The following is a 21,242-nucleotide window of genomic DNA, read 5'->3' on the forward strand; positions in this document are numbered from 1 at the left end:
CTTTAACCTGAGGCATCAGATAAAGGCGACGCGCGTGCAACGCTTATATCTTGTACTGCGCTCCGCCCAAAGCTGTGTCTCAGTTTTTTGGCGAAAGGCTTTAGTTATTTATAGTCCTCCATATCCTCGGCCACGGCGCGCGCCATAGCGGCGATGATGTCCGGATCGGCGGCATGGACCCGCGACCAGTTCGGGATGAACGGCGTCTCCATCGGGTTTTCCAGAAACACGTTGCCCGCCTGAATGATGTTGTTGGCAAACAGTTCGACCGCCTGTTCTTCGACATGGCGGTCGACATGCAGCCCGTTCATTCGCGCATCGTTGAAATAGGTTTCGATGAGATCGAGTGCGCCGCGATAATAGGTAGCCTTGATCGAACGGAAGATCTCTTCGGAAAACACCGTGCCATCGGCGGCGAGCTTGCGATAGAGCGCCTTGCAAATGTCGACCGACATGCGCGACAGTCCGGTTGAGGCATCCTCCTGCGACAGGTCCTGATGCTTGTGATCGTAACGGTCGGAAATCTCGACCTGACAGACCGCGCGCGGGCTGAGGTTGCGCCAAGCCTCCGACAAAAGTCCGATTTCAAGTCCCCAGTCGGAGGGGATACGCATATCGGGCAGGATTGAGGTCCGCATGGCGAATTCACCGGCGAGCGGGTAGCGGAAATCGGCGAGGAAATCGAGAAAATCCTGCGGCCCCAAAACCTTCGAGAGCGCATGGATCATCGGCGTCACCAGAAGCCGCGTCACCCGGCCGTTCAGCTTGCCATCGGCGACACGGGGATAGAACCCCTTGGACATCTGATAGGGAAAGGTCGGGTTCGCCACCGGATAGACCAGCCGCGCCAGCATCCCTGCCGAATAGGTCACGACATCGCAGTCATGCACCGCGACCACGGCACTGTCGGCGCGCGAGATCGTATAGCCGAGACAGAACCAGACATTGCGCCCCTTGCCGGGCTCGGAGGGCGACAGTTCAAGCTCCTTGAGACGCGCATCCACCGCCCGAAGCCGCGGCCCGTCGTTCCAGAGCACAACATGATCGGCCTTGAGGCGGGAAAAGAATTTCCGTGCGTAGCGATATTGTTCCTCGGTGGCGCGATCGAGACCGATCACGATGCGATGGACGAAATCCACCTTGTTCAGCTCGTCGATGATATTCGGCAGCGCCTCCCCTTCGAGTTCGGAAAACAGCGAGGGCAGGATCAGCGTGATCTTGCGCGAGGAAGCAAAGGCATTGAGATCCCGGCTCAGATCCTCTTCGGAATTGATGCGCAGGTTGTGCAGCGTCGCCACATGCCCGCCCTGATGAAAATCCGCCATTTGTCAGCCTTTCTCTTTGTAGTCTTGTGCAATGCGTTCAAGCACCGCAATGTTCCAACCTTCAGGCCCCGGCGCATGCGTGCGCGTGATCCGGCCCGTGGCCTCTCCCGCAAGGGTCGGGATACCCGGCCCGTGTGAATTCATGACGACAGTGCCGAAATCGGCGGTCTCGATCATCTCGACATCGTTGGGCGCATCGCCCAGAGCCATGGTGACCGGACGGGGATCATAGCGCGCGACGATGTCGGCCATGCGGTCCGCTTTGGTCGCGCCGAAGGACAGGGTGAGATAGCGCCCGCCCTGCCGCGCGGTGATGCCTTTTGCCGCCAGAGCCGCCTCAAAGGCCTTTTGATCCTCCGGTGTACCGGACCAAAGCCCCGGTTCGGAAAACTGTCGCTGCGCCGCAAGCCTTGCCTGGGCCAGAGGCAAGCCGGTGTTCTCGGCAACCTGCTCCACGCTCCAGTCGGAAAATCCGCTGAAACAGGCGCGCAGGTCGGCGGGCAGTTCCGTAAGCGCGAACAAGAGCGCGGCATGCGCGCTGCGATCCGCCTGCATCGCCTCCCCCGGGGGCAGAATCCCGGCTCCGTTCTCGACAATGGCCGGGCAATCGGAAAACCCCATCTCACGCCGAAGATCCGCGATCTCGAAAGCGGTCTTGGAGCTTGCCAGAACCAGCGGGACACCCAATTCACGCATCCGGCGCAATGCCGGTTTCGCAGGGGCCCAGGAATAGCTGCCATGATCGAGCAGCGTGCCGTCCAGATCGGAAACCACGATCAGGCGGGGAGCATTGTGATCCGTCCTCATGGCTCCATGATGGCCTTTGAGGCAGGAGAGGGAAACCGCCAATGCGGAAAATCTCCCGATCCCGCAAGAAAGCGCCCAGAAATTAGGCATGTCCCGATGGCCGCTTGACCCCCATTCTGATTGGACTAGGGTGCGCCACATATAATCCCAGGAGACGTTCCATGGCACAAAGACTGCACCTCGTGTTCGGCGGCGAACTCATCGACCCGTCCAAAACCGTATTTCGCAATGTGGATGATATTCACATCGTTGGGATTTTTCCGAATTACGAAACCGCGCATTCCGCCTGGAAAGCCGAGGCCCAACGCACCGTGGACAACGCCCATATGCGCTATTTCATCGCTCATCTGCATCGCCTGCGGGATGAGGAGCAACTGGCCTCGCCGACCGAAGAGCTCGGAGCATAACGGCAGGCCCAGATGGCCCGACCCCTCGCCTTCCTGCTTTACTCCGGCCTGAACGGACGGTCCGAAAGACGTCACACCGAACGTCTGGACCGTCTGTTGTCCGAAGGCACACTGACGCAACAGGCGCGTGACGCCCGGCTGGCCCTCGATTTGCCGCCCCGCCCGCGCGGAGAGGTTCTCTGGTTGCATGCCGCGACCCAGTTCGCGCTCGGACCGGCGGTCGAGCTGTTTGCCCGGATCGCCGAGGACCGACCCGATCTGGTCGGGGTGATCACCATGAGCCCCGGCGTGCATCCCCCGAACGGTCAGAGGCCGGACGGGGCGATCTTTACCGAAGCGCCCGAGGATGAAAACACCATCGTGCGGCGGTTCCTGTCCCATTGGCGCCCCGATGGGCTGATCTGGATCGGTGGCCGGTTTCGACCGACATTGTTGCGCGCCGCGCATGACGACGGCGTCCCCTGCCTCTCGATCGAGGCACCGCACAGCCCAAGCACGCTTGACCTGCCCACGCCGGTTCCAGGCCTGCGCAACGCGGTGCTGAACTGTTTCGATCATGCAATCACCGCCAGCTCCGACAGTCACGGGCTGTGGCGACGAGCCGGGCTCGATCCGGCTCAGATCGAACGTCTCGGCTATCTCGAAGAGGGCGGCATCGCCCCGATCATCGACGATGACGAACTGTCTCACCGGTCCGGAGACATCGGCACGCGCCCCTGCTGGTTCGCCGCGCAAGTCGAACTGTCCGAGTTGAGCAACGTGCTTCGGGCACACAAAAGCGCATTGCGACGTGCCCACCGGTTGCTCCTTGTGATGTCTCTCTCCGATCCTGCGACGTTGGATGGCGTTCTTGCGCAATGTGAGGATGCCGGGCTGACTGCCATGGCCCTTGGCCCTGCGGAGAACATTTCCGAAGCCCTGCAAATCGCCGTTCTGACCGGAGATTCCCCGGATCGGGACGGGCTATGGCACCGGCTTGCCCCGGTGAGCTTTCTCGGGCGCTCCCTCGGCCCCTTCGGCGGCGTCGATCCCTATCCGGCCGCGGCCATGGGGTCGGCCATCCTACATGGCCCACATGTCGACAATCACGCCACCGCCTATGCCCGCCTCGCCGCAGGCAACGCCACGCGTCAGGTCCGCGACGGGCATGAACTTGGCGAGGAACTTGGCCAGTTGATGTCCCCGGATCAGGCGGCGCTGATGGCGTCAGCCGCCTGGGAAATTGCCTCGACCGGCGCGGAGGTCACAGACCGGGTCTCTGCCCTTGTGCAGGACATTCTCGATCTTCACGAAAGGCGGCCGCGATGAAAGCACCGCTGTTCTGGTCGAATTCGCAAGACACTCCGGGCTGGCAAGCCCATCTGCTTGCACCGCTGTCGGCCCTTTATGCCCGCGCGACCGCCAGACGCGTCGCCCGCTCGGGCTACAAGGCCGGCGTTCCGGTGATCTGTATCGGCAACATCAACGCGGGCGGCACCGGCAAGACGCCGACCACCATCGCCCTTGTGCAACGCCTGATCGAACGCGGGCACACCCCCCACGTCGTCTCGCGCGGTTACGGCGGGCGGCTCGAAGGCCCCGTGCGTGTCGATGAACGCCAGCATAGTGCCGATGACGTCGGGGACGAACCGCTCCTGATCGCGGCCTTCACCCCGGTCTGGGTCGCCAAGAATCGCGCCGCCGGAGTGCGTCAGGCCGAAGCTGCGGGCGCGGATGTCATCCTGCTCGATGACGGCATGCAGAACCCTTCGGTCGCAAAGGACCTGACCGTCATCGTGGTCGATGCCTGGCGCGGCTTTGGCAACGGGCGGGTGATCCCTGGCGGCCCGCTTCGCGAACCCGTGGCTGCGGGTATGGCCCGCGGCGATATTTTGATCTCGATCGGAGATCGCCGCGGTCAGGATCGTTTTGAGTCGAATTGGGCCGGATTGGTCTCTGTTCCGCGCGTGGAGGCGACGTTGAAACCTCTGCCGACAGGGCTCGAATGGCGGGGCCAGAAGGTCATGGCCTTTGCCGGGATCGGCCATCCGGAGAAGTTCTTCCAGACCCTCTCCGGGCTCGGCGCCGATCTGCTGCGCACCGAAGCCTTGAAGGATCATCAGCCGCTTTCCATCCCGCTGATGAAACGGCTGGAGGTCGAGGCTCTCGCCCTCGGCGCCCAGATGGTCACCACGGAAAAAGACGCGGTGCGTTTGCCCCGCGCCTTTCGCATGAAGGTGGTGACCCTGCCCGTGCGCCTCGAGATCACCGACTGGTCGCCTATTGACGACCGGCTCGGCCGATTGGGGCTGGATTAAGGTCTTATTCGGCGAGTTTCGCGTCGAGGATCTTCTTCAGATCGGCGTAGCTCATGTTGGAATGCTTCTCACCGTCGATCACCAGAGAAGGCGTCGCGTCGATGTCATATTCCTCCATTTCAGCCGTGAACTTCGCATAGAGCTTCTCGGCCATGTCGCCGTCGTTCAGACAGGCATCGAGGTTTTCATCGGTAAGCCCGGCCCGCTTGCCGATCTTGCGCAGGTTCTCGACGATCTGCATCGTGTCGCGACCACCGGCGATCCAGTCGCTCTGTTCGTCATAGAGCATCTTCTGGACACCGAAATAGCGCATCTCTCCGCCACAACGTGCGACCATGGAGGCCCAGAGACCAAACTTGTCGAAATACACTTCGCGATAGACGAACCGCACCTTGCCGGTGTCGATGTACTCCTTCTTGAGCGGCTCGAACACGGTCTTGTGGAAGGTCGCGCAATGCGGACAGGTGTAGGAGGCGTATTCGATCATCTCGACCGGCGCGTCCTTGTCGCCAAGCGTCAACTCGAAGATGTCGGAAGTATCCGGCATGTCCTCGGCCTGCGCCGGTGTCACCAGAAAGGAGGTGACGGCAGAGGGCATGAGCCCCACGCCCAAGGTCGCGAGTGCGGTCGTGATCATGAATGTGCGGCGGTTCATTTCTCTTCCTTCGGTTTGCAGTGTTGCCGGGTCAGGAATGTTCCGGCGAATTTTTCGAGCGCCTGACGTAAGGCCTGATCATGTACACCCTCCGAGAGGGCGCGGGCTTCGGCCCTGGTTTCCGGCGTGATGTCGGGGGCGGGTTCGGGCCTCGGAGCATGAAACGCCACGCGCCCCTCCGAGAACCCGGAGGGCGCGGTTTGCGTCACATGAATGCGGCTGATCGCATTGTACCCGTAAACTGCATTCACCCGGTCGCGGATTTTCGGCACTTCGGCCTGCACCATCGGAGCAAAGGCCCCGGTGGTCAGAAGCGTGAGCGTCGCCCCGAAACCGCCCTTGGCATAGGAGACTTTCACCGGGCGCGACATGGCTGCGGTGGCCTCTCCGACAATCTCTTCCCAATGGGTCAGCAGACGGGATTCGGAAAACCCGCGCGCCTCGGAGGCTTCGCGAATGCGCGTCTGCAAAAGACCGGAGGTGCGTTCGAACCCCCGTTTGCGTCTTTTGGCCTCTGTCTGCGCGCTCGTCATGCTTGTCCTGTGATTTGCCGGGCTGGTGTCTGCCTGTCTTCCGTCTATTTTAGAGGTGCGCGCGCAGGGCGCCAGAAGAAAGCGGATGACAGGACCTAAAGATTGCGTGACGGGATGAAACACGGAGACGTCGCAACGGCGCTTCTCGATTGGTATGATGGTCACGCCCGGGAGTTGCCATGGCGCGTGTCCCCCGCGGATCGTGCGGCTGGCATTGAGCCGGATCCCTATCGGGTCTGGATGTCTGAGATCATGCTGCAACAGACCACGGTTGCGGCGGTGAAAGCCTATTTCCTGCGCTTCACCACGCTCTGGCCGACGGTGGTGGATCTCGCCGATGCCGAGGACGAACGTGTGATGGGTGAATGGGCCGGGCTCGGATATTACGCTCGCGCCCGTAATCTGTTGAAATGCGCACGGGTGATCCGGGACGAGTTCAATGGCATTTTCCCCCGGACGAGGGCTCAATTACAGGCGCTGCCCGGTGTTGGGCCTTATACTTCCGCCGCGATTGCCTCCATCGCCTTTGACCGACCGGAGACGGTGGTGGACGGCAATGTCGAACGGGTCGTGTCGCGCCTGTTTCGGGTCGAAACGCCGTTGCCCACCGCCAAAGGCGCGCTGACAGAGCTGGCGGAGACGCTAACGCCACAAAGCCGTCCCGGCGATTACGCCCAGGCGATGATGGATCTGGGCGCGACGATCTGCACACCGAAATCACCGGCCTGTGGCACTTGCCCTCTGACGGTCGATTGTGCGGCCCGTCGCGCCGGCGACCAGTCTCGTTTCCCGTTGAAAACGCCTAAAAAACCGAAACCAACGCGCCATGGGCACGCCTATGTCGGGCGCACCGCAGCAGGCGAATGGGTGTTGGAAAAGCGACCCGAAAAGGGGCTTCTGGGCGGCATGATGGGCTGGCCCGGCACGGAATGGCAGGAGGCACATCCGCCCGAACCTCCCTTTCCCGGCAACTGGCAGGACCTCGGCGAGGTACGACACACCTTCACGCATTTTCATCTGATCCTGACGGTGCATGCCGCCTCCCATGTGACAAATCCGCCCAAAACCAGCGTTTTAAAGGGGAATAACGCCTTTCAGCCCTCCGATCTGCCGACCGTGATGCGAAAGGCGTTTGACCTGGCGCGCAGCAGTCTAGAAACTTAACCGCATCCCCTGCGGAGGTGCCCCACCATGGCTCAGATCAGTTTTCGCAACGCCCTGCCGTTCTGGCTGTCGCTGACCCTGTTGCCGTTCCTTTGGCTCGGAGCATTCGTCGGCGGCTGGACCGTGATCATCGTGCCGCTTTATGCGTGGTACATGTTCGGATTCCTCGACGGGATTCTAGGGCTGAACACTGAGAATGCAGACCCGAACACGGCGGAAAGCGAGCTTTTCTGGTATCGCGCCATTACGATCATCTGGTTCCCGGTGCAATTCGTGAACATTTTTGCGCTGATCTGGTTCGTGACCCATACGGATCATCTCTCGACGCTCGAAACCATCGTGCTGTTCTTTGGTCTTGGCGTGTCTTCCGGCACGACCGGCATGGTTTATGCCCATGAGCTTTGCCACCAACGCAACAACATGGAGCGATGGCTTGGGGATTTGCTTTTGGCTTCAGTTCTTTACTCGCATTTCCGGACCGAACATCTGCTGGTACATCACAAACATGTCGGCACCCGGCGCGATGCGGTCACGGCGCTCTATAACGAAGGGTTCCATCGCTATTTCCTCCGCGTGCTTCGAGAGTGCCCACGCTCGGCCTGGGAGGCGGAAAAGGCGCTGCTGGCGCGTAAGGGATTGTCCGAATGGAACCCGAAAAACCCGCATTTCCGCTACTGGACCTTGCAGATCCTGATGCTGATCCTTGCCACTCTGGTCGGTGGCACAACTGGATTTTTTCTCTTTATCTGGCAGGCTTTAGTGGCGATCTGGCAGCTCGAGCTGACCAATTACGTCGAACATTACGGCCTCACCCGGCGGCATCTGGGGGATGGGAAGTATGAGCATGTGAAGCCGCATCATAGTTGGAATGCGGCGCATATGGCCACCAACTGGTTGCTGATCAATTTGCAACGCCATTCGGATCACCACTACAAACCTGACCGCCGGTTTCCGCTTTTGCAGACTTACGACGAGACCGAGGCCCCGCAATTGCCCTATGGCTACACCGTCATGGGGGTGGTCGCGATGGTGCCGCCGCTGTGGCGACGGATGATGAATCCCAAGGTAAAACAATGGCGTAGCCAGTATTACCCGGACCTCGAAACCTTCGAGGACTGGGAGCCTTACAAGAACGGCACCAACCCTCTGCCCCGGCTCTAAGCGCAAAAAAAAGCCCCGCTGCGCAGACACAGCGGGGCCAAGGTGGTGCCGCGAAGTCAGGCCGCAGGCACCAGGCGGTAACTCTGAATTTCGGGAATTTCCCCTGTCGGATTTGCGTCGGATAAGTGTCGGACTTTTGTCGGACACTTATCCCGCTCTGTCGCTTATTGCATCTCCGCGCGGATCTGCTGGCGCAACACGTCGATCGGAACGGTCTTGCCATCGCGCTTGAAGGTCCAATAGGTCCAACCATTGCACGAGGGCGCACCTTCGAGATGGGCGCCGACCTGATGGATCGAACCTTTCACGTCATTGGCAATCAGCGTGCCATCGGCGCGCACCTTGGCCTTTTGACGCCCGTTCAGCGAATAAAGCTCCTCGCCCGGACGCAGCATGCCGCGCTCCACAAGCTGACCGAAAGGCACACGCGGCTCCGCCCGTTTCGAGGTGGAAACGCGCAGTGCGTCCTTGTCGAATTTGCGCACGGAGGCGATGCGTTTTTCTGCAACCGCGCGGTATTTCTCTTCGCGCTCGATGCCGATGAACTCACGTCCAAGCATCTTGGCAACCGCGCCGGTGGTGCCGGTGCCGAAGAACGGATCGAGGATCACGTCGCCCGGATTGGTGGTGCCGACGATCACACGATGCAACAGGCTTTCGGGCTTTTGCGTCGGGTGGGCCTTGTCGCCATTGTCGTCTTTCAAGCGCTCGCCACCGTTACAGATCGGCAGAACCCAATCGGAGCGCATCTGGATGCCCTCGTTCAGGGATTTCAGCGCTTCGTAGTTGAAGGTGTATTTCGCCGCTTCGTTCTTCGACGCCCAGATCAGCGTCTCATGCGCGTTGGTCAGGCGTTTGCCCCGGAAGTTCGGCATCGGGTTGGATTTGCGCCACACGACGTCGTTCAAAATCCAGTAGCCCTGATTCTGAAGCTCTGCGCCGAGGCGGAAGACGTTGTGATAAGATCCGATCACCCAGATCGCACCATTCGGCTTGAGGATGCGCCGCGCGGCCTTGAGCCACTCACGGGTGAAATCGTCATAAACCTTGAAACTGTCGAATTGATCCCAAGCGTCATCGACCGCATCCACCTTGGAATTGTCCGGACGATGCAGATCTCCCCGCAGTTGCAGGTTATAGGGCGGGTCGGCGAAAATCAGGTCGACGCTTTCCTCGGGAAGCGCGTTCATCACCTCGATGCAATCACCAGACAATATCTCATTGAGAGGGAGCGCGTTGGCCCCCTTGCGGATGGTGTTCTTCATGTTCTGCCTCATGTCGCGCCCCTTAAGGGACGTCGTTTAACGCGCCATTTTTGGCGTCATTTATGGGTCCCAAAATGAGTCATCCGGGATTCCAGGTCAATTTCTTTTTCGAATCAGTCACTTATGTTTTTATCTTGATACAAGATGTTGTGGACCGGTTTGAACGAACGTCTATGGTGTGGTGTCACACCAAGATTTCGGAGCCCTTCAATGTGGGTTTTGGTGCCGTAACCGGCGTTCTTTTCCCAGCCATAGCCGGGGTAGTGTTGCGCCAAATCCACCATCAGCCGATCGCGCCAGATTTTCGCAACGATCGAGGCCGCCGAAATCGACAGAGACCGGGCATCGCCTTTGACAATGGCCTCCGCATCGAGACCGAAAGCGGGGGGCAATTTGTTGCCGTCGACCAGAACATAATCGGCTTTGACCTTCAGCCCCGCCACGGCGCGCTCCATGGCGCGCAACGAGGCCTGAAGGATATTGATCTCGTCGATCTCCTCAACCGTACAGGAGGCGATAGACACATCGGCCACGGCGAGGATTTCGTCATAAAGGACTTCGCGACGTTTGGCGGTCAGCGCCTTGGAGTCATTGAGGCCTAAGGGGATGCGGGCCGGATCGAGCCAGACGGCGGCGGCGACCACGGGACCGGCCAGCGGACCACGGCCGACCTCATCGACCCCGACAATGCGGGTGTAACCGCGACGGGCGGCGGCTTCTTCGAAACTGTAATCGGGCGTTGTCTTTGTCATACCCCCTGTGAAGCCGAAGCCCGACAGCGGCGCAAGAAAAAAGCGGGTGAGATATCTCACCCGCCAAGTGGCGCGGCCATGGGAACATGAGAACCGCGCGTTTCTGCTCGTTATGGAACTCAGTTGCGGCGGGTATCGCGATCCGTGGTGCGGCGCGCATCGCGGTTGCGTTCGACGCGATAGCCGAAATTGGTGAGGCAGCCGACATCGTAAGCGTCAACCTTGCCCTGACGGGTCTTGACCCGCGTTTCGCAGGCGCGCGGCAAGTGGACCTGAGCACGGCGGTCACGCTCGATACAGTTCTCGAAGGCGACGAGGCGCTGTTTGGCGCCCTGCCCGGCGCTGGCGACACATTGGTTCGGGATGCCGAAATCCCGACCGCGATTGCGGTCCTGCCAGGGCTCATTGCGATGACCGTCGCGATAGCGCGAAGTGCTCACGGCGACCTTGTCCTTGTTCTTGTCGTCGAGCGCCTTGCCGAGCACGAAGAGCGTCGCAAGCCCGCCCAGAACCAGAGCGGCGTCATTGTCGCCGGCGCGCGCAGGGGCGGCGGCGAAACCGGCGGTGGCGATGGAAAGCGCGACCAGCCCTGCGGTGAATTTCGTGAGTTTCATCGGGTGTCCTTTCAGATCCTGTGCCCTGTGGAGCGGGCTTGCGAGGGTGATGGGACGGTGATGGCCGGTTTTCCGGAAATCGCTCAATAACAGCGGATTGTCATCGGATAACAGGGCCGGAAAACGGCTTTGCTATTGAATAACATCGCGCTTGCTCACAGGATCGCGAGCATGAAAAAGCACCTTCTCCCCCTTCTCGTCGCGCTTGTGGTCCTTCCGGGACTGGCGAACGCGTCCTGTTACGCCAGCTACAAGGCCAAGCGTGACAACCCGCTCAAGCTGCATTTCGGCGTGGCCGAGGTGAGCGCTTCTCAATGCACGAAACAGGCGGCGGCCAAGGCTCTGGCACCGCGTCTGGAAAAAGAGGGCTGGCACCTTTTGTCCATCGTCGCAATGATCCCGGAAGAGAAACTGGGCGAGGTGAAGGCCGATGCTGGCGACTATTTCCTCCGATACTGACAGCCGTAAAGTCTCGCGCGTGGCGATTTACGGCGTCGTGGCGATTGTCGCGATTCTGTTGATTGCGGCGGTATTGCTCTTCGTGAACCTGCCGGATGCGAATGCGTTCAACGCGCGGGTGGAGCGGATCTTTGTCGAAAACGACCTGACCACACAGGCGGAGATCAAGCTGCTGGAGATTCTCGCGCAATCGGGCACAGCGTTTTCCGGTGTACTGAATTCCTACCGCATGGTGATTTTCGTGCTCTTGGTGTTCGCGACAGCTCTGCTGATCGCGGCACTGGTGTTTCTCGTGATGATCGTCGCGCTGAGCCGGCGGATGAGCGAGATCGAGAAGCGGGGAATCGAGGTGTCGTCGCTTTTGATTTCGCGCGCCGAGAACACGGTTTACCTGAACAACATGGAATTCAAACTGACCCCTGCGGCGATCGAGACGCTGTCGGTGCTGGCGGAGGCGCGGCTGGACGACGATGTGCTCTCGGGCGCAGAGATCGAAGCGGTGATTTCGGGCCGGAATGCGGTGGATTGCGAAGAGGCGGCGGGGGCGACCCGGATCAAGCGGCTGCGCGATACGCTTGGCAATCAGATGGTGAGCGAATTGCTGGTGAAAAACATCGCGCGGAAGGGCTATATGCTGTCCTGTCCGCGCGATGTGATCAAGATGGTGTAGCCGTCAGGGCCCCGTTTAAGGCCAGGGATAGTCCGCGACGGTGATGCCCATCGCGGTCAACTCATCGACGGCAAGACGACGATAGGCGACCACGTCGGGGACGGGTTCGGCGCGACGCCGGGTGACTTCTTCCTCGGTGAAATGCACCGGAGCCTCGCCGCTGTCGGTTTCACCCCAGACGTCGAGGATATAGTTCATCACCTCGGCGATCTCGCGATTGTTGAGCGAGGCGCTCACCACGCCCGGCACATGCATCATATAGGTGCGGCCCAGCTCGGTGCCCGCGATATAACCGACACTGTCCGGAAAGGCCGGAATGCCGCCCTCGGGCGTGCCGCCGCCTTCGAACCCGTGACAGCCAGCGCAGCGCAAAATGTAATTCGTATGCGCGGTGCGCGAGGGCTGGTCCGCCGCCATCAGGGAGGCCGGGACAAGCGCAAGCGCGAAGCTCAGGGGTTTCAACAGAGACATGTCTCTTCCTTTCTGTCTACCGGCTCAGTCGACCGCGGGGCGCATCGCCCGCAGATCGGCATGGGTCGGACGGGTCTCGCGCGCGGCCTCGAGAAGCTCCTGGGTCATCACAGCTTCGGTCTCGCCAAGGGTCTGGAGCACCCATGTGCCGATCTCGACCAGTTCCTCGTCCGTGGTGCTGGCCACCGGCGGCATGATCAGGCCGATGTACATCTGGCCCTGAATGTCGAGTTTTCCAGCCATGCCCGAGATCACCACTCCGGCGAGATATTCGGGCGCGGTGTCACCCAGCGCCTGCCAGAACACGGGACGGTTGAGTGGCGGGGCAAGACCCGGATTGCCGATCCCGCCGGTGTTGTGACAAGCGGCGCAATGAATCTCGAAAAGCTCCTCCGGGGTCTCGGCAGAGACCGGGAGGGGGAGGAGGGCCATGGCGCATGCCACAGCCCCCGTGAGTGTCGTCAAAAGGCGCAATTCGGGATCACTCCGCCAGGCCCACAACCACGGACACCGTGCAGTGGTAACCTTTGTCGGTGTTCGCCATGCACCAGTTGATGTCGTTGTAGAGACCCATGCGGTAGCCCGGACGCTCACCCTCGGAGGTGTAGCAGAAGGTCGCGGAGGCCACCGACGGTTTGCCGCAGCAGTCGTTATAAGACACGAGGTAATCCTTGCCGTCGTCCGGGTTGGTGCAGGTGCCGACCCAGGACACGGAAGAGGCGGACGAGCCCGGAGGACATTGCGTCAGAGACCCGCCGGAGGTGGAGCAGAGGTTGCCGTCGAGGGCGCAGTGACGCCAGTAGGAGCATTCGTCCTCCGGCAGTTCGGAAGCGTTGGCGCGACGGTCGAAGGGCAGGATCGGGGTCGCCACGGCGGCGCCCAGAACCGAGGCCCCGGCCTTCGCCATGAAGCTGCGGCGGCCAAGGTTACGTGCGGCGGTGCGGGCACCGGTTTCGACGCTTTTGTCGAGGGTCTTGAGAAGTTTGTCGATCAGTCTGGTCATAATCAGATCCTTTCGGAGGAAAATTGAGTGGCGCCCATCTGTTGGGCGACCGCAGCCTGGTAGGAGGGAATGCCGGTCTCGGAGGCGTTGAACAGGCTTTCGAGCTGTTCGCGGGAATTCACGAGACCCTTGGCGCGCACCTTGCCGTCCGGCCCGATGAGCACGGCAAAGGGCAGTTTCGCGACCTTGAAGGTCATGCCGAGATCGGAGGACAGCGCATAGGGGAAGGCCCCGAGGTCTTCCGCCTCGATGAGCCGCCGGTGCGCCGCTTCGCGCCCGTCGGAGGCCAGCGCGACATCGAGCCAGCCTTTTTCATCGTCCCGGATCGACTTGATCGCGGGCAGGAGCGCCTTGCAGATCGGACAGGTGGTGGAGAGGAAGAACACGAGCTGTGCCCGCCCTTCCGGCCCGCCCAGTGCAAATTCCGGCCCGTTGAGATTGGGCAGGGTCATTTGCGGCACGGCTTCACCGATGTCCGGCCCGCTGTCCGAAATCATCGCGCCCACCGGGGACACCCGTTCGAAGAGGATGCCGATCTGGCGGGCGAGCGCGAAGATGATCGCGATCTGGACCAGCACGACAACCCAGAGGGCGATGTTGGAAAAGATGAGTATGGTCATATCGTTCTGTCCTCTCTCATCCGGCCTGCCGGATGTGGGGGAGATGGGAGGCGAGTTTTTCCGCCACGCCGTAGATCGCGAAAAGCGTGATCCCGGCAGTGATCGCCATGATCGCCCCCATCGCGCCAAGCGGCCCGACAGAGATCATCGCGACGGCCAGCGCCATGACGGTCAACACGGCATTGCGCCCGAGGGTCAGGCCGGAGACGATCTGCGGCGTGCCACCGCAGCCACAATCGATCTCCGTCTGTCCCCGAAGCAAAGCCGCTGCCATCAGCACGCCGTACCCCGCGAACAGCCCCGCCGCCATCAGCCCGCCGAAGGGACGGGTGACGGGAAGGAGGAGTGCGAGGACCGTGAGGGCCTCGGCCCCCGTCAGTCCGCGCACGATCGCGGGCACCATGTGACGGGGCACAAGCCCATAGCCCTGCGCAAACCCCACCGTCTCATAGAAGGCCTGCCACTTGTGCCAGGCCGCGCGCGCCAGGACGAGCACGAGAAAGCTCGTCAGGGTTGCCGAGGTGAGCTGCGACAGGTCTCCCATCAGCGATCAAGCTCCATCACGGTCGGCCAGCCACCGATATTGAACTCTTCGGTCATCTCGAGGAAGACCTCATCGCCCATCTCGACGGAGTAGAGGTAGACATCGCCTTCCTCATTGGCACCATAGAGCATCGGCTCTTCGGTCTGCGTCACGATGAGCCCGTTTTCATGATGCGCGGTGGAGCGACCGACGACGGTCTTGCTGTCCATGTCCACGGCCCAGATCTGCTCCGCACCGTTTTTGTGCGAACCGTTGTAGGCCCCGGAGTGCATCAGCACGAAAGCGGTGTTGGTCGGGGCGTTATAAGCGATCAGCTCGGAGCCGGAGGGGGCCCATTTGCCGAGCACGCCTTCGGTCAGCGCGATGGTCTCGGAGAGGACCGGCACGTCGCCGCTGTCGTCCACGACATAGAGATTGCCGTTGTAGGACACATAGACGAGGGTTTCGCCGATGCGCACACCGTTGGTGAAGAGCGCATCGTCATCGACGTCGAAGATTTTCTCAGACTTGCCCGGATCGCCGAAGGTGCCATCGGCGGCGTAAGAATAGGTCTGGAAGGTGCCGTCACCGCAGATCGTGGTGAATTTCATACCGGAGGTGGAGGGAAAGATGCCCCAGCAACCCGGCGTCGGAATTTCGGCGATGGCGGCGCCAGCGGCGATGTCGATCACCGAGACGGAGGTCGCGGGCGTGGCGTTCTGGGCCAGCGCATAGGCCTCGTCGGAGGAGAGCGTCAGCAGCGCCGGCTGGCTTTCGACATGGGCCATTTTCACGCCGAATTCGAATTCGCTTTTGATCTTGAGCGTGTCGACGTCCCAGGTGTGGAACACGTTGGTGATCGGGCCGTAGGTGTAGCGCTCGAAATAGACCGAGGTGGTGTACATGGTCTTGCCGTCGGCGGAGAGCACCATCTGCGCGGTGGTGCCCGGGCCCATGTTGCCCTTCATCGCGAAATCTTTGGCGCCCAGCACGTTGATCGAGGACGGGCCTTTCCAGGCCTGATCGAGTACGAAGAGGTTCGGGCCCTCGTCGATGGTTTCCTTGACGGAGAGGGTTTCGGGTTCGATGGCGTCTTGTGCGAAAGCCGGTCCGGTCAGCGCGGCAAGCACCACGAAAGCGGCGGTTGTGGATTTCATCATCTGTCTCCTGGTGATGGTCTCGTGATCAGCATAGGGGCTGGTTTTCAGCCCGCGCTATCCGCCCCGGAGGGATAATTTCGCACATAAAATATGCAGCGCGTGAATCTTACCGTTTTGCGCACTGCAATTCTTGACACCTGCTGCCAAGCGGCATCTCACAATGGGAAAACTAAAATATTCCGGTTACTTATCATGCACACAGAGATCAAACCCCGAACCCGGGTACGCGAGGTCCGGTTCGACAGTTTCGTCGATCAGGAACGGGGGCTGGACGGCTGGAACCAGCTTTACCGGCAATTGTCGCCGGGGGCGTTCGAGGGGCATATCGCGGCGCTGGAGTGGGAGGACATCACGCTCTATCGAGAGACCGTGAACCAGAAGATGGAGAACATCTACCGGGTGCCCGATGGCTATGTCTGTGTCGGATTTTCGCTTGGCCGACGCCTGACAATGGCCGGAGTGTCCAATGCGATCGGAACAGGCACCGGCATGATCCATGTCGCCGGAGAGGATTATCACATCTTCACCGACAGCGACGCGGATTACATCATGCTGACCCTGCCGCAGGATTGTCTGCCGGAGGACATCATCTGTGGCGCCCGCGCGGTGACGCCGCAGGAAAGCCATGGCATCGCGGAGTGGATGCTCACCCTGATGGAAAGTGCGCGCCAGGGCATCGCGCAACAGGCGGTGCTGGATCTGGCGCCGGATCTTCTGCTCGACCGGATCTCGCTTTGGGCGCGACAGGCCAGCCGGGTCCGGTCGCGGAAACTGCCGCGTGGCCTGATGGCGGATATTCTCGCAGCCTGCGACAGCCTTCCGTTCGACAAGATGAGCGTCAGCCATCTGGCGAAACATCTCGACCGGGATCGCGCGATGCTGCGCGCGGCCTGCCTTGAGCGCACCGGCATGACGCTCGACGACATGCTCAAGGGGCGTCGGCTGAGCGAGGTACACCGCCGGTTGCGGTTCTCGGACCCGCGCAGCACGAAAGTGTCGGATGTCAGCATGGAATTCGGCTATTACCACTGGGGCCGGTTCTCACAAGGCTATCGCGCCATGTTCGGCGAACGCCCCTCCGACACCCTGCGCCGGGCCACGCCGCAGCCCCACTGATCCCGTCCGGACCGGTCATCGTCCTCAGGTCTCTTCGATCATATAGCCCATCGCCTCGGAAATACGCTGCGCGGCGTCCATCGTGATGGTGCGAAAGGCGCGCGGCTGAATTTCATGTCGGGTGCGCGGCACGGAGATCGACAGAACCGCGACGGGAATATCGGCATGATTTCGGATTTGCGCGGCACAACAGGTGATGTCCCGGTCGTTCAGAAGCGGCCCGCTGGCATATCCGGCCTGTAACACGTCCGAAAGCTGCTGCGTCCAACGGTCTTTCGGCAAGAGCGGGAAACGCGAATCGGCATGGGTCGCCACATAGGCCGCCAAGCGCTCCGGCCCTGCGGTGGAGAGATGCAGCATCCCCGCCGGGCTGAAATGCGGCGCCAGTTCCGGCCCAAGAACGGCGCGGGACACCCGCAGGGTCTGGGTGCCGACCAACGCATCCGCGACCACGATCCGCGACTGATCAAGCACCGTAAGATGAACGGTTTCACCGTAATCCTCGACGAGCTTGACCATGACGGGACGCGCGGCTTCGATCAGGGCCGAACTGTCCACGAGGATGTGATAGAGCGAGGCGACCGTCGGCCCGAGACGGTATCGCCCCCGGTCGACCTTTTGCAGCAGGCCGATTTTCGCAAGCCCATCGACAAGGTCATGCGCGCCGCTGGTGGACACGCCCAAACTGCGCGAAATCTCCGACACGCCATGCTCCGGCGCAGCGGCGGAATAGAGACTCAGGATTTGGCCGATTTTTCGAATTGATTTCATTCACTTGGCCTCCAGCCGATCAAGTTTCCGGTATTATCGGAAAATATGCGAGTATTATTCGATACCTTCCAATATTTTTTACGCAAGCCATGGTGATCCCGGGACGCAGGAGGAGCTGTGTCCGCCAGGGAGGAATATATGAAAGACCAAGTCACACAGGGAACTGTGCCCTATACCGGTGCCGAATTTCTGGAGAGCATTCAGGACGGGCGCGAAATCTACGTCCATGGCGAGCGTGTCAAGGACGTCACGAAACACCCCGCGTTCCGCAACTCGTCCCGCATGGTCGCGCGCTGGTATGATCGGCTTCATGAGAAAAAAGACATCCTCGGGCGCGCCACGGACACCGGTTCGGGCGGCTGGACCCACCCGTATTTCCAGGGCCCGAAGACCTCGGAACATCTCGTGGCCGGACGCGATGCGATTGCCGAGCTGCAACGGGTGTCGAACGGGTTCATGGGGCGCTCGCCGGATTACAAGGCGGCGTTCCTCGGCACGCTGGGCGCCAATGCGGGCTTCTACGGCGAATATGCCGAGAATGCGAAGACCTGGTATGCCCGCACGCAGGAGCGCGTCGACTACTGGAACCACGCCATCGTCAACCCGCCCATCGACCGGCACCTGCCGGTGGAGGAGACCGGCGACGTCTATATGCAGGTCGAGAAGGAGACCGATGCGGGTGTCGTGGTGTCGGGCGCGAAAGTGGTCGCCACCGGATCGGCGCTGACGCATTACAACTTCATCGCGCATTACGGCATTCCGATCAAAGAGAAGAAATTCGCCCTGATCTTTACCGCTCCGATGGGCAGCCCCGGCGTCAAACTGATTTCGCGGGCGAGCTATGAGCTGAACGCCACGGTCATGGGGACGCCCTTCGATTATCCGATGTCTTCGCGGCTGGACGAGAACGACGCGATTCTGGTGTTCGACAAGGTGCTCGTGCCCTGGGAGAACATTTTCGTCTATGGCGATGTCGAGAAGATCAACACCTTCTTCCCGGCCTCGGGCTTTGTGCCGCGTTTCACCCTGCACGGCGCGACGCGTCTGGCGGTCAAGCTGGACTTCATCGCAGGTCTGTTCTCCAAGGCGCTGGAGGCGACCGGATCGCGTGTGTTCCGTGGGCCGCAGACGGCGGTGGGCGAGGTTCTGGCCTGGCGCAACCTGTTCTGGGGCATTTCGGACGCCATGGTGAAATCGCCGGTGCCGTGGGAGGGGACAGACGGTTATGTTCTGCCCAACATCAACTACGGGCTCGCAAGCCGGGTGTTCGCGCCAATGGCCTACACCCGGATCAAGGAACTGATCGAGCGCAACGTCGCCTCCGGTCTGATCTACCTGCCATCCTCGACGCTGGATTTCGCCTCCGACGATGTGCGGCCCTATCTCGACCGTTTCGTGCGCGGTTCGAACGGGATGGTGGCAATCGACCGGGTGAAGCTTCTGAAACTACTCTGGGATGCGATCGGCTCCGAATTCGGCGGACGGCATGAGCTTTACGAGGCCAATTATGCCGGGAATTACGAGAACATCCGGATCGAGACCATGCTGACGGCGCAGGCCACCGGCGAGATGGACATGCTGCACCAACTGGTGGACGATTACATGTCCGAATACGACCTCGACGGCTGGCGGGCACCGGACATGATCAATCCCTGGGACATCAACCGTCTGAAAGCCGGGTTCAACGGCTGATCCTGATGGGCTGTCCCCGACCGGTATCGGGGGCAGCCTGCAAGCCTGAAAGAGGAAATGCTCATGTTCAGCTACGATGGCGCACAGACAGTCATTCTGACCGACCGGCAGGTCCGCCTGCCGCGCAGCCTCGTGACCATCGGGGCCTTCGACGGGGTGCATCGGGGACACCAGACCCTCGTGCGCGGCGCGATCCGAGACGCGCAAGAGCTGGGGGTGCCCAGTGTCGTCTGGACCTTCGATCCGCCGCCCAAGGTGTTCTTTGGCCGCGCCCGTCCGCTCTGCACACTGGAGGAAAAACTGGTGCGGCTCGCCCGGATGGGGCCGGACGTCATCGTGGTCAGCCGGTTTTCCGAGACCTATTGCCGTCGTTCCGCCGAAACGTTCCTTGGCGATCTGGGACGTGTGAACCCGATGCGCATCCATGTCGGGGCCGATTTCCGGTTCGGCAGCAAACAGGCGGGAACGGTGGCGCTTCTGGCGCAGCATTTCGACGTCGCGATCGCACCGGAGGTGCGCTGCGATGGTGGCGAGGTGATTTCCTCGACCCGGATCCGGGCGCTGCGCGCCGATGGGGACAGTGCAACTGCAAAACATCTGCTTGGAGCCGACAGTGACGCGTTGCGCCTGTCGGGTGCCATGGCCAAGCATGATTTACGACTGGGAGAAGAATACCATGTCTCATCCGATTGACCCGCGCAGCCTGCGCGATTGCTGCGGCAGCTTTGCCACCGGCGTCACCGTGATCACCACCCGGACAGAGGAGGGCGATCACGGCATGACCGCCAATGCCTTCATGTCCGTGTCGCTCGATCCGCCGCTGGTGTCCATCTCGCTCGATCGCGGCACGAAAATGCTGGACAAGATCCGCGCCTCGGGAGCTTACGCGGTGAGTATCCTGGCACAGGACATGCATCCCCATGCGATGCATTTCGCGGGACGACCGGACGCCAGCCTCGAAGACCTGCTCGAAGAGCGCGGCGGCATGCCCGTGCTGCGCGGCGCAGCGGCCCATATCGTGGCCGAGGTTGCCCAGGAGGTCGAGGCCGGGGATCACATTCTGTTCATCGGGCGGGTGGTCGATCTGGACCGGAACGCGCAGGCACAGCCCCTGCTGTTTCATTCCGGCAAATTCGGTCGGCTGGCCGAGGCTTAGGCACGCCCCCAACCGGGTTCAACCCGCTGAAACCACTCGAACAGCCCGGGAAGGACGGAGCCGGAACGTCCCCCCTCCGTTCTTCCCGGAGGCAAATCTATGCGACGCCCCCGCATCAAGAAGTCGGTGTCTCCTCTTCCGGGGGAAGGCTGTTGAACTCCTCCAGCAGATCGAGCAAGAGCCGATACTTCTCTGCCCCGAACCGCTGTTCGAAGCGGTCCGTGATTCCCCGGCTCATCGCACTGTACTCCGACAGCAGTCTGAGCCCCTCCGGGCAGATCGACACAACCTGCCGACGCCGATTGAGCGGGTTCTGAACCCGGGCGATAAGCTTTCTTTCCAGCATGGACTGGAGAATTCGCGATACGGAGGCCGGTTGCAGACAGGCGGCGCGGGCCAGTCCCTGGCCGGACATCGGTCCGGCCTCCGCAAGAACCCTCAGGATGCGCCATTGCGGTTCGCTGACCCCGGCCTCCGCCAGCATGCGACGAAGCGGCACGAGAAGTGCCTCCCGCGCCCGGATCAGGGCAAAAGGCAAGGCCCGTGTCGTGCGGGCCAATTCCACCTGCGGGAGACCGTCATCCATAATGCATCGTCCTTCTCTCACCCGTTCCAGCCCTT

26 protein-coding genes are annotated in these 21,242 nt (G+C 61.3%); 11 read left to right on the forward strand and 15 right to left on the reverse strand.

Going from position 1 to position 21,242, the window contains the following annotated elements; genetic code table 11:
- Nucleotides 1-104 precede the first annotated feature (104 nt).
- Nucleotides 105-1,325 carry a glycosyltransferase family protein gene (locus tag CEW89_RS11980; protein ID WP_066704645.1) on the reverse strand — a complete coding sequence of 407 codons (1,221 nt, stop codon included), beginning with the start codon at nucleotides 1,323-1,325 and terminating at the stop codon, nucleotides 105-107.
- 3 nt (nucleotides 1,326-1,328) lie between these two features.
- The gene (locus CEW89_RS11985) at nucleotides 1,329-2,132 is read right to left on the reverse strand and encodes an HAD-IIB family hydrolase (RefSeq protein ID WP_096806047.1); all 804 of its coding nucleotides are present in this window, start codon (nucleotides 2,130-2,132) and stop codon (nucleotides 1,329-1,331) included.
- 161 nt (nucleotides 2,133-2,293) lie between these two features.
- Between CEW89_RS11985 and CEW89_RS11990 the strand changes: the two genes are divergently transcribed.
- Genes CEW89_RS11990 through lpxK form a run of 3 tightly spaced genes read left to right on the forward strand, consistent with a single transcriptional unit; the run spans nucleotide 2,294 to nucleotide 4,836 of the window.
- On the forward strand, nucleotides 2,294-2,539 hold the full coding sequence (locus CEW89_RS11990; RefSeq protein ID WP_066704649.1) for a DUF4170 domain-containing protein: 246 nt from the start codon (nucleotides 2,294-2,296) through the stop codon (nucleotides 2,537-2,539).
- 12 nt (nucleotides 2,540-2,551) lie between these two features.
- Nucleotides 2,552-3,847 (forward strand): 3-deoxy-D-manno-octulosonic acid transferase, encoded by a 1,296-nt coding sequence (locus CEW89_RS11995; RefSeq protein ID WP_096806048.1) that lies wholly within the window; start codon nucleotides 2,552-2,554, stop codon nucleotides 3,845-3,847.
- On the forward strand, nucleotides 3,844-4,836 hold the full coding sequence (gene lpxK, locus CEW89_RS12000) for a tetraacyldisaccharide 4'-kinase (protein WP_066704652.1): 993 nt from the start codon (nucleotides 3,844-3,846) through the stop codon (nucleotides 4,834-4,836). Before CEW89_RS11995 ends, lpxK begins: the two co-directional genes overlap by 4 nt.
- Before the next feature lie 4 nt (nucleotides 4,837-4,840).
- Here the strand turns inward: lpxK and CEW89_RS12005 are convergent, their stop codons facing one another.
- Nucleotides 4,841-5,491: a DsbA family protein gene (locus CEW89_RS12005; RefSeq protein ID WP_096806049.1), complete on the reverse strand. Its 651-nt coding sequence runs from the start codon at nucleotides 5,489-5,491 to the stop codon at nucleotides 4,841-4,843.
- The gene (locus CEW89_RS12010) at nucleotides 5,488-6,024 is read right to left on the reverse strand and encodes a DUF721 domain-containing protein (RefSeq protein ID WP_066704656.1); all 537 of its coding nucleotides are present in this window, start codon (nucleotides 6,022-6,024) and stop codon (nucleotides 5,488-5,490) included. The genes CEW89_RS12005 and CEW89_RS12010 overlap by 4 nt, the downstream gene beginning before the upstream one ends.
- A gap of 114 nt (nucleotides 6,025-6,138) precedes the next feature.
- Between CEW89_RS12010 and mutY the strand changes: the two genes are divergently transcribed.
- Complete coding sequence (mutY, locus tag CEW89_RS12015; protein WP_096806050.1) at nucleotides 6,139-7,188, forward strand: A/G-specific adenine glycosylase; 1,050 nt, start codon at nucleotides 6,139-6,141, stop codon at nucleotides 7,186-7,188.
- Between the two features lie 27 nt (nucleotides 7,189-7,215).
- Nucleotides 7,216-8,349, forward strand: coding sequence for an alkane 1-monooxygenase (locus tag CEW89_RS12020; RefSeq protein ID WP_096806051.1), 1,134 nt, complete (start codon nucleotides 7,216-7,218; stop codon nucleotides 8,347-8,349).
- A gap of 164 nt (nucleotides 8,350-8,513) precedes the next feature.
- Here the strand turns inward: CEW89_RS12020 and CEW89_RS12025 are convergent, their stop codons facing one another.
- From CEW89_RS12025 to CEW89_RS12035, 3 genes are all read right to left on the reverse strand, one after another.
- Nucleotides 8,514-9,614 carry a site-specific DNA-methyltransferase gene (locus tag CEW89_RS12025; protein ID WP_096806052.1) on the reverse strand — a complete coding sequence of 367 codons (1,101 nt, stop codon included), beginning with the start codon at nucleotides 9,612-9,614 and terminating at the stop codon, nucleotides 8,514-8,516.
- A 113-nt stretch (nucleotides 9,615-9,727) separates the two neighbouring features.
- Nucleotides 9,728-10,366: a ribonuclease HII gene (locus CEW89_RS12030; RefSeq protein ID WP_096806053.1), complete on the reverse strand. Its 639-nt coding sequence runs from the start codon at nucleotides 10,364-10,366 to the stop codon at nucleotides 9,728-9,730.
- Nucleotides 10,367-10,485: 119 nt separating this feature from the next.
- Entirely contained in the window at nucleotides 10,486-10,980 is a 495-nt protein-coding gene (locus tag CEW89_RS12035) for a hypothetical protein (RefSeq protein WP_066704669.1), read from the reverse strand.
- Nucleotides 10,981-11,151: 171 nt separating this feature from the next.
- Here CEW89_RS12035 and CEW89_RS12040 point away from each other — a divergent pair, with 171 nt between their 5' ends.
- Nucleotides 11,152-11,439 carry a hypothetical protein gene (locus CEW89_RS12040; protein ID WP_096806054.1) on the forward strand — a complete coding sequence of 96 codons (288 nt, stop codon included), beginning with the start codon at nucleotides 11,152-11,154 and terminating at the stop codon, nucleotides 11,437-11,439.
- Nucleotides 11,411-12,109, forward strand: a complete 699-nt coding sequence (locus CEW89_RS12045) for a winged helix-turn-helix domain-containing protein (RefSeq protein WP_096806055.1) — start codon at nucleotides 11,411-11,413, stop codon at nucleotides 12,107-12,109. Before CEW89_RS12040 ends, CEW89_RS12045 begins: the two co-directional genes overlap by 29 nt.
- Nucleotides 12,110-12,124: 15 nt before the next feature.
- Here the strand turns inward: CEW89_RS12045 and CEW89_RS12050 are convergent, their stop codons facing one another.
- The 6 genes from CEW89_RS12050 to CEW89_RS12075 are packed head-to-tail and all read right to left on the reverse strand — an operon-like array spanning nucleotide 12,125 to nucleotide 15,886.
- The gene (locus CEW89_RS12050; RefSeq protein ID WP_066704676.1) at nucleotides 12,125-12,580 is read right to left on the reverse strand and encodes a c-type cytochrome; all 456 of its coding nucleotides are present in this window, start codon (nucleotides 12,578-12,580) and stop codon (nucleotides 12,125-12,127) included.
- Nucleotides 12,581-12,604: 24 nt separating this feature from the next.
- The gene (locus tag CEW89_RS12055; RefSeq protein ID WP_096806056.1) at nucleotides 12,605-13,012 is read right to left on the reverse strand and encodes a c-type cytochrome; all 408 of its coding nucleotides are present in this window, start codon (nucleotides 13,010-13,012) and stop codon (nucleotides 12,605-12,607) included.
- 49 nt (nucleotides 13,013-13,061) lie between these two features.
- Nucleotides 13,062-13,583 (reverse strand): methylamine dehydrogenase light chain, encoded by a 522-nt coding sequence (locus CEW89_RS12060; protein ID WP_066704681.1) that lies wholly within the window; start codon nucleotides 13,581-13,583, stop codon nucleotides 13,062-13,064.
- 2 nt (nucleotides 13,584-13,585) lie between these two features.
- Nucleotides 13,586-14,203 (reverse strand): redoxin domain-containing protein, encoded by a 618-nt coding sequence (locus CEW89_RS12065; protein ID WP_096806057.1) that lies wholly within the window; start codon nucleotides 14,201-14,203, stop codon nucleotides 13,586-13,588.
- A 16-nt stretch (nucleotides 14,204-14,219) separates the two neighbouring features.
- A complete protein-coding gene (locus tag CEW89_RS12070) occupies nucleotides 14,220-14,747 on the reverse strand; it encodes a MauE/DoxX family redox-associated membrane protein (RefSeq protein ID WP_066704684.1) in 528 nt (175 codons plus the stop codon).
- A complete protein-coding gene (locus CEW89_RS12075) occupies nucleotides 14,747-15,886 on the reverse strand; it encodes an amine dehydrogenase large subunit (protein WP_096806058.1) in 1,140 nt (379 codons plus the stop codon). The genes CEW89_RS12070 and CEW89_RS12075 overlap by 1 nt, the downstream gene beginning before the upstream one ends.
- Nucleotides 15,887-16,078: 192 nt before the next feature.
- Between CEW89_RS12075 and CEW89_RS12080 the strand changes: the two genes are divergently transcribed.
- The gene (locus CEW89_RS12080; protein WP_157779835.1) at nucleotides 16,079-17,002 is read left to right on the forward strand and encodes a helix-turn-helix domain-containing protein; all 924 of its coding nucleotides are present in this window, start codon (nucleotides 16,079-16,081) and stop codon (nucleotides 17,000-17,002) included.
- A 24-nt stretch (nucleotides 17,003-17,026) separates the two neighbouring features.
- On the opposite strand, the gene CEW89_RS12085 is transcribed toward CEW89_RS12080, so the two are convergent.
- Nucleotides 17,027-17,773: an IclR family transcriptional regulator gene (locus CEW89_RS12085; protein ID WP_096806060.1), complete on the reverse strand. Its 747-nt coding sequence runs from the start codon at nucleotides 17,771-17,773 to the stop codon at nucleotides 17,027-17,029.
- A gap of 138 nt (nucleotides 17,774-17,911) precedes the next feature.
- Here CEW89_RS12085 and CEW89_RS12090 point away from each other — a divergent pair, with 138 nt between their 5' ends.
- The 3 genes from CEW89_RS12090 (at nucleotide 17,912) to CEW89_RS12100 (ending at nucleotide 20,621) form a co-directional block, all read left to right on the forward strand.
- The gene (locus CEW89_RS12090) at nucleotides 17,912-19,465 is read left to right on the forward strand and encodes a 4-hydroxyphenylacetate 3-hydroxylase N-terminal domain-containing protein (protein WP_066704691.1); all 1,554 of its coding nucleotides are present in this window, start codon (nucleotides 17,912-17,914) and stop codon (nucleotides 19,463-19,465) included.
- A gap of 63 nt (nucleotides 19,466-19,528) precedes the next feature.
- Nucleotides 19,529-20,158, forward strand: a complete 630-nt coding sequence (locus tag CEW89_RS12095; RefSeq protein ID WP_096806061.1) for an FAD synthetase — start codon at nucleotides 19,529-19,531, stop codon at nucleotides 20,156-20,158.
- Nucleotides 20,142-20,621, forward strand: coding sequence for a flavin reductase family protein (locus CEW89_RS12100; protein WP_198403415.1), 480 nt, complete (start codon nucleotides 20,142-20,144; stop codon nucleotides 20,619-20,621). Before CEW89_RS12095 ends, CEW89_RS12100 begins: the two co-directional genes overlap by 17 nt.
- A gap of 115 nt (nucleotides 20,622-20,736) precedes the next feature.
- Here CEW89_RS12100 and CEW89_RS12105 read toward each other — a convergent pair whose 3' ends face one another.
- Nucleotides 20,737-21,207: a MarR family transcriptional regulator gene (locus CEW89_RS12105; RefSeq protein ID WP_066704693.1), complete on the reverse strand. Its 471-nt coding sequence runs from the start codon at nucleotides 21,205-21,207 to the stop codon at nucleotides 20,737-20,739.
- Between the last annotated feature and the right edge of the window lie 35 nt (nucleotides 21,208-21,242).

Origin of the sequence: Celeribacter ethanolicus (assembly GCF_002407265.1) — a bacterium.
Lineage (GTDB): Bacteria > Pseudomonadota > Alphaproteobacteria > Rhodobacterales > Rhodobacteraceae > Celeribacter > Celeribacter ethanolicus.